Annotated in this window: 7 protein-coding genes; 4 read left to right on the plus strand and 3 right to left on the minus strand. The window is 67.6% G+C overall.

Annotation, left to right across the window (positions count from 1 at the left end):
• Positions 1-25 precede the first annotated feature (25 nt).
• Positions 26-634 (minus strand): hypothetical protein, encoded by a 609-nt coding sequence (locus tag LW840_RS14030; protein ID WP_291268249.1) that lies wholly within the window; start codon positions 632-634, stop codon positions 26-28.
• Entirely contained in the window at positions 635-967 is a 333-nt protein-coding gene (locus LW840_RS14035; RefSeq protein ID WP_291261228.1) for a PadR family transcriptional regulator, read from the minus strand.
• Positions 968-1,120: 153 nt separating this feature from the next.
• Between LW840_RS14035 and LW840_RS14040 the strand changes: the two genes are divergently transcribed.
• On the plus strand, positions 1,121-2,155 hold the full coding sequence (locus LW840_RS14040) for a hypothetical protein (RefSeq protein WP_291277202.1): 1,035 nt from the start codon (positions 1,121-1,123) through the stop codon (positions 2,153-2,155).
• A 110-nt stretch (positions 2,156-2,265) separates the two neighbouring features.
• Here LW840_RS14040 and LW840_RS14045 read toward each other — a convergent pair whose 3' ends face one another.
• The gene (locus LW840_RS14045) at positions 2,266-4,431 is read right to left on the minus strand and encodes a dehydrogenase E1 component subunit alpha/beta (protein ID WP_291277203.1); all 2,166 of its coding nucleotides are present in this window, start codon (positions 4,429-4,431) and stop codon (positions 2,266-2,268) included.
• Positions 4,432-4,671: 240 nt separating this feature from the next.
• On the opposite strand from LW840_RS14045, the gene LW840_RS14050 reads away from it, so the two are divergent.
• From LW840_RS14050 to LW840_RS14060, 3 genes are all read left to right on the plus strand, one after another.
• Positions 4,672-5,136: an HIT family protein gene (locus LW840_RS14050; RefSeq protein ID WP_291261225.1), complete on the plus strand. Its 465-nt coding sequence runs from the start codon at positions 4,672-4,674 to the stop codon at positions 5,134-5,136.
• A 362-nt stretch (positions 5,137-5,498) separates the two neighbouring features.
• The gene (locus tag LW840_RS14055; RefSeq protein WP_291277204.1) at positions 5,499-5,960 is read left to right on the plus strand and encodes an HNH endonuclease; all 462 of its coding nucleotides are present in this window, start codon (positions 5,499-5,501) and stop codon (positions 5,958-5,960) included.
• Between the two features lie 339 nt (positions 5,961-6,299).
• Positions 6,300-7,169 (plus strand): neutral zinc metallopeptidase, encoded by an 870-nt coding sequence (locus LW840_RS14060; protein WP_291277205.1) that lies wholly within the window; start codon positions 6,300-6,302, stop codon positions 7,167-7,169.
• Positions 7,170-7,365: the final 196 nt, after the last annotated feature.

Genomic DNA, 7,365 nt, shown 5'->3' on the forward strand with positions numbered 1-7,365 from the left:
GATACGATGCGGGGCGCGGGTGTGTTCAGGGGCGTGTGAGGCCGCCCCGCGCGACCCGCCACGTGCCACCGGCGGCGATGAGGCCCCCCACCATCATGGGGAAGAGCAGTACGCCGACCCCGACCTCGCCAATGCCATCGCGCACCAGCAGCGTGTGTGTGCCCGCGCCCAGCAGGGCGGCCACCATGGTCACGATCAGCGGGCGGTCGCGCTCCATCCATGCGGCCACATACCCGAGCAGCAGGTAGTTCAGCGCGCCGGCGATCAGCAGCCCCGTGATGGATAGGCCGGACGGAAGCCAGATGGCCGGGCGTTCTGCCGGGGGGGTGAGGGCGGACCACATGCCGTAGATCATGCAACCGGTAATGAGCGCCGCGACGCCCAGCAGGATCCACGCCGCGATCGCCTTCTGCGTCCAGTCGAGGAGATGAGAAAGCCCCACGCCACGCAGGCCGTCGCGCTGGGCGTGCGGGAGCGCGCGCAGCACTTCGGTGGCGTACCACCAACGCCCGCCCGATTGTCCCGCACGCTGCCGCTGCGTGCGCAACTCCTCGAGATCACCCAGGACGTCGTCCACGAAAAGGGAGGAGGCGCCCGTGGCGCGAAGCAGTCGTTCCGCCGTATCCGCACGCATTCAGCACAGATCCTCAACAAGGGGAATGGGAAGCGCCCAGGCCGCCGCGGCCCGCTGCCGGAACGACTCCAGCGCCCGGTGGCCGTCGGCGGTCACCGTGAAGAGCCGCCGGGCCCTGCCGCCACGCACCGGGCGCGCGTCGGCCAGGCGTGCGGTGACCCACCCTTTGGCTTCCAGGCGCTGCAGCACCGTATAGATCGCCCCCACGGCATAGGCGCGGCCGGTCCGGTCGATGACCGCCTGCCGCACGTCGAGTCCGCTGGCCCCGTCGCCACGCGAAGCGACGGCGGCCAGCAGGGTGGCCTCGAGCGAACCCTTGAGCAGGTCGGTCATAAACACATTGTAGAACAAATACAGATCGACGGCAAGGGGCACTGGGAGGAGGGACGGGACGGTCGAGCTTGCACGCGGAGTCCGGACTCCTAGCTTCCCGGTATCCTGCTTCAATGTTCGTCAGTGACGTCGCCGTCATCACGTCCTTCCGGAGTGCTCGTGCGCATCACATATCGCTACGGCCGTCCCCTGCGTACCCTGGCTGCCCTCACCGCGCTGGGCAGCGGCGCGCTGCTGCTCACGGCCGCCAGACCGGGGCACCCGCGCGCCACCGCTACCGGGGCCGCCGCTCGTGCCACCGGCGCCACCTTCAAGTACCGCATCACGTCCAGCAGCAGCGACAAGCGCACGCGGGAATCGCGGGCCATGTACGCCGACGTGCGCATGCAGGATGGCAACATCCGCATGGACTATCTCGAAGGGATGACGCCCATGGGCCAGAAGAACGGCTACGTCATCGTGCAGGGTGGGACGGGCAAGTTCATCGTCGTGAACCCCAAGGACAAACAGGCCATGGTCATGACGGCCGAGGGCTTCGGCAGCGGCTTCGGCGCCCTCATGAACAACCCCATGCTGAAGATGACGGTGAGCAACACCTCCTTCCGCTTCAAGGACATGGGGGCGGGCGAGCCGATGCTGGGGTACAAGACGCGTCGCGTGCGCACCTGGTACTCGAGCACCATGGAGCTCAAGGCCACCATGATGCCCGATCAGAAGGTGGTGACCACCGATTCCAGCGATCAGTGGATCGCCACCGGGGTGGATCTGGGGAGCCCGAAGAACATGGAGCAGTGGGCGCGCTCCTTCGCGTCGGGGGTGAAGGCCAGCAATCCCGAACTCGAGGCTGAACTGCGCAAGTACACCAGCGAATACGGCAGCAAGGGACTCGCGCTCAAGACCATCACCTGGTCCACGCAGACCGACAAGAAGGGCAAGGTCACGGCCGACACCATGACGATGGAAGTGACGGAGCTCAAGGCCGGCGACATCGACCCCGCAGTGTTCGAGATTCCGAAGGGGTACGAGGTGGTGGACCTGAGCCAGATGATGGCGGGCCTCGGTACCACGATGGACAGCCTGAAGGCTGCCGAAGCCGCCAAGGACGAGAAGAAGGACGACAAGCCCAGCGGCAAGGATGCGCTCAAGAAGGGGCTGGGCGGGCTGCTGAAGAAGAAGCCGCCGGTGTGAGGCTCGACTGACCACTGAAGACTCGTACTACCAAACGAGAAACTCCCCGCGGGTGGCGAGGAGTTTCTCGTTTGTAGTTTCAGTCCTAAGTGGAGAGTTCGACCGCTAGCTCAGAACGCCACGATATCCAGATACGCCTGGCGGAACGTTTCCACCTGCGGCAGCGTGGCATCCTCGAGGCTGGGCGCGTAGCCCACGAACACATCCTGGCTGGCCACGCGCTTCACGGGGGCGTCGAGCCAGGCGAAGCACTCGTCGGCGATGGCTGCGGCGATTTCCGCCCCGTAGCCCCACGACAGCGAGTCCTCGGTGGCGACGATCACGCGGCCGGTCTTCTTCACCGATGTGAACACGGCATCCTTGTCCCACGGCGAGAGGGTGCGCAGGTCAATGACCTCCACACTCGGTCCGCCTTCTTCGGCGAGCTGCTTGGCGGCCACGAGGGCGCGCTGCACGGTGGCGCCGTAGGTCACGAGCGTCACGTCGGTGCCTTCACGCAGGGTGTTGGCCTTGCCGAAGGGGATCATGAAGTTGGGACCCGGATACTGCCCCTTGTTGTACGTCTGGCGGTACAGGTGCTTGTGCTCGAGGAAGATGACCGGGTCGTCGCACCGGATGGCAGTGCGCAGCAGGCCGTTGGCGTCGAGCGCATTGCTGGGGCATACCACGCGCAGGCCGGGGTTGGCGGTGAACAGCGAGGCCCCGGTCTGGGAGTGATAGATGGCGCCGCGGATGTAGCCGCCGTACGTGGTCCGCACCACCATGGGCGCGCTGAACGCGTTGTTGGAGCGCCAGCGCATGGTGGCCACCTCGTCACGCAGCTGCATGAAGGCGGGCCAGATGTAGTCGAAGAACTGGATTTCGACCACCGGCTTGAAGCCGCGGTGCGCGAGCCCGATGGCGCGCCCCACGATGTTGGCCTCGGCGAGCGGCGAATTGTACACGCGGGCACTGCCGAACTTGCTCTGCAGGCCGTGCGTCACCTTGAAGACGCCGCCCTTGCCCTTGACCTTGCCGAGGTACTGGTCGCGCGATACGTCGGCCACATCTTCGCCGAAGACGAGGATGCGTTCGTCGCGCGCCATTTCGTCGCGCATGCAGGCGTTGAGCAGGTCCACCATGGTGGTGGCCCCCCCCTCGAACTGCGGATCGTCTTCGGTGTCGAAGCGCTCCGACGTGGGATCGACGTCGGGCGAGTACACGGCATACGGCACCGACTCCGCCGTCGGCATGGGCTGCTCGAGCGCGTCGTCGGTGGCGGCCAGCACCTCGGCGTCCACGGTGTCGCGCAGCGCCTGGAGCTCCTCGGCGGTGGCGTGCCCGTTGGCGATGAGCCACGCCGGGAAGGTGGTGAGCGGGTCACGCGCGGCGTCGGCGTCACGCTCTTCGGGGGGACGATAGAAGACTTCGTCGTCGGAGAGCGAGTGCGAATACGGCCGGATGACCTTGGCGTGCACCAGCGCGGGCCCCTTGCGCTCGCGCGCGTACTGCACGGCGCGCTGCATCACCTCGTACGAGGCGAGCAGGTCGCAGCCGTCCACTTCCTGGATGTAGAGCCCCGGGAACGACGCGACGAGCTTGGAGATGGAGCCGCCGGCGGTGTTGACCTCGACGGGGACCGAGATGGCGTAGCCGTTGTCCTCGACGATGTAGACGATGGGGAGCTTGAGGTTGGACGCCGTGTTGAGCGACTCCCAGAACTCGCCTTCGCTGGTGGTGCCGTCGCCGGTGGTGACCAGCGTGACGTCGTCGCCGGGGAACGCGGGATCGTTCAGCTCGAGCTGGCGGGCGCGCAGCGTGGACTCGGCGCTGCCCACGGCCTGCAGGAACTGGGTCCCGGTGGGCGAGGAGACGGTGGTGATGTTGAGCGCCTTGTGCCCCCAGTGGCTGGGCATCTGCCGTCCCCCCGAGTTGGGGTCGATGGCGGCGCCGACGCTGCTGTACAGCATCTCCGCGGGGGTCATGCCGAGCTGCAGGCAGAGGGCGCGGTCGCGGTAGTACAGGTAGAACCAGTCGTAGGCGGGGCGCAGGACGAGGCCGGCGGCCACGCCGATGGCTTCATGCCCGGCCCCCGAGATCTGGAAGAAGATCCGGTTCTGGCGCTTGAGCTGGATTTCCTTGTCGTCGAGCTTTCGCGAGGTGTACATCACGCGATACGCATGAACGAGCTGGTCGCGCGTCAGCGCGGCCGCGGACGCGTCCGCCGATGCGGGCGATCCAGTCGTGTCGCTGGCCTCACCCTTTCGGGCGCGGCTCGGACGGGTCGAAGTGGCCATCGTCAAAGTCAGGAGAGAACGGGATACCCCATAACCCCCGGAAGATAGCGGGGTGCAGCCGCCGGCGGGGGGCTGGCGGCCGACGGACTGGACCGAGCCCCGTCGAGAGGGGCGAGCGGTGCCCGAACGGGGACGGGATCGGGATCCCGTGTCGCTTGCCGGATATTGGTCCGGAGCACAGGTTGCGAAGTGCAGTCTGGACTTTCCCGTTGCCCTGCCATGCAAGCCCCAACCGCTCCGATGAAGCCGTCGACCGGACACTGCATCTTCTGTGATCTCATCCGTGGTGCCGCCGAGGTGTCGATCTGCTACGAAGACTCCACGGCCATCGCGTTCATGGACATCCAACCGGTGAATGCCGGGCACGTGCTGGTGGTCCCGCGGGAGCACTACGAAGTGCTGCAGGACATTCCGAAGGCGGTGGGGATGCACCTCTACACCGTGGCGGCGAAGCTCATACCGGTGGTACAGACGGCGTCGGGCGCGAGTGACATGAACATCGTGGTGAACTCCGGGCAGGCGGCGGGGCAGAATGTGATGCACTACCACATTCACCTGATTCCGCGGCGGGAGGAGGACGGTTTCGATGTGCCGCTGCCCTTTCCGGGGTCGGCCATGCCCAACCGCCAGCAGCTGGACGCCATGGCGGCGCGCATCGGCAGCATGCTGCGCGATCCGCTGCGCAACAGTGGCATGAAGGACTGAGCGCCGGCGCGCGTCGCGATGTAGTCACGAAGGGGCGGGGGAGTCACTCCCTCGCCCCTCGACTATTGACGGGAGCAGATACGTGATCGCATAATCGCGCCGTGGTCGCGAATGCAGGCAAGACCGGCGTGTCGCGGTCATTCAAGGTGGCAGTCGAGGGTCCGGCGGTTTTGCGTGTCCACTTGGTGTTCCAGGAGGATGATGCGCTCCACTCGCGGTGTCTCCCATGCGCAGCGCCTGCGCGAGGCAAATGCCTTCCCGTCGTCGGCTCCGTTCGGGCGCCGGCCCGTCCTCGTCCCCCGCCGCCCCGGCCAGAGGCTCGCTGCCTCCGCCGGGGCGTTGTCGTGGCGGGGGGGCTGAGCATGCCCAGGCGACCAGCGCTCCGGCTCAGCCACGGTGCCGCGTACGACGCCGGCCGCGGTGCCCGTCCGTCCAAGCGCGGCGCCGTGCGTACCCGCGGCCGTGTGCGCCCGACCGTCAAGACGGTCGTGCACGTGGCGCTCAAGCGGGCCCTGCGCAAAGGCGCGCTCCGTTACTGCAACCAGCGGTGCGTGTACTGCGCCACGCGGCTCGATCAGCGCACGGCAACACTCGACCATGTAGTGCCGCTGGCGCGCGGCGGGGCGCACGACCCCGGGAACCTCGTGGTGGCGTGCGCGCCGTGCAATCGCCTCAAGAGCGACCTGCTCCCCTTCGAGTTCTTCGCCCGCCACCCGTGGGCCGGGGCCAACTTCGTGCGCTACGCCCGCAACGTGACGCGGGCGCTCAAGCGGGGCGCGCGGCGTGCGGTGAGTCTGGCGTTTGCGGCGGAGATGGCCGCATAGAGGCCGTCAACGGCGTAACGACGTCATGGGAACGACGTCATGGGAACGACGTCATGGGAACGACGTCATGGGAACGACGTCGTGGGAACGACGTCGTGGGAACGACGTCATGGGAACGACGTCATGGGTCATGGAAGACGGCGCGATCGCCACGGCGGCAGCGTTACTGCGGTAGCGTTGCTGCGCTGTCGTGCTCCCGCGGTTAAGCTCAAGTGGTAATCCATGACGCCGTTCCCATGACGCGGTTTCCATGGCGCCGTTTCAAACGACGGCGTCTGCACGTCGCCGTTCCGATCACGCGCGTCTCCACGTGCTTCCCCCCTTTCGCGTACCTGGCCCATGCGTTGGTCTCCTGGTGGCCGCAGTCGCAATATTGAAGACCGTCGCGGCGGCGGTGGTGGTGCGGGTGGTATGGGCGGCGGCGGCTTCCGCGGTGGCGGCATGAAGCTCGGTGTGGGCGGCATGCTCGTGCTCATCGTGCTGAGCTATGTGTTCAAGACGGACCTCGTCACCCCCATCACGGGCGGGAGCGGGGTGGGCGCACCGATGCCCACGGCCGAGCAGGCGCCGCTCAACGATCCGGCAGAAGAGCGCATGGTGCAGTTCGTCTCGGTGGTGCTCGATAGCGCCCAGGCCACGTGGGCGCGGCAGATGTCGCGCTATCGCCCCGCGCGGCTGGTGCTCTTCCGGGACGCCACGCCCACGGCATGTGGCACGGGGCAGTCGGCCAGCGGGCCGTTCTACTGCCCGGGTGACGAGAAGGTGTACATCGACCTGTCGTTCTTCGATCAGCTGCACCGGCAGTTCGGTGCCCCCGGCGACTTCGCGCAGGCGTACGTCATTGCGCACGAGATCGGCCATCACGTGCAGAACGTGCTGGGGACCGAACAGCAGGTGCGGCGCCTGCAGCAGGAGAATCCGCGCGCGAAGAACGCGCTGTCGGTGGCGATGGAGCTGCAGGCCGACTGCTATGCCGGCGTGTGGGCGCACGACGCGGCGCGGGCGCGCATGCTGGAGCCGGGCGACCTCGAGGAAGGGCTCGGCGCCGCCGCTGCGGTGGGTGACGATCGCCTGCAGCAGATGGCCGGTGGCCGCGTGCAGCGCGAATCGTTCACGCACGGGTCCTCGGCGGATCGACAGCAGTGGTTCCGGCGCGGTTTCGAACAGGGCGATCCGGGCGCCTGCGACACGTTTGCGGCGATGCGCTGATCGTCGTGTGCTCGGTGGCTGCTGGTCGGGGTCGCTGGTCGGGGGGGCGGTCGGGGTACTGCCACGACGGTCGGGGTACTGCCACTGCAGTCGGGGTACTGCCACCACGGTCGGGGTCCTTCCTGCAGTCGCGGGTGCGGCCGGGTCGGGGCCGAACGGCGCAGTCGGGGTCGGGGCTCCGGCGTCCGTCTTCCCC

Source organism: Gemmatimonas sp., from assembly GCF_021298855.1.
GTDB lineage: Bacteria > Gemmatimonadota > Gemmatimonadetes > Gemmatimonadales > Gemmatimonadaceae > Gemmatimonas.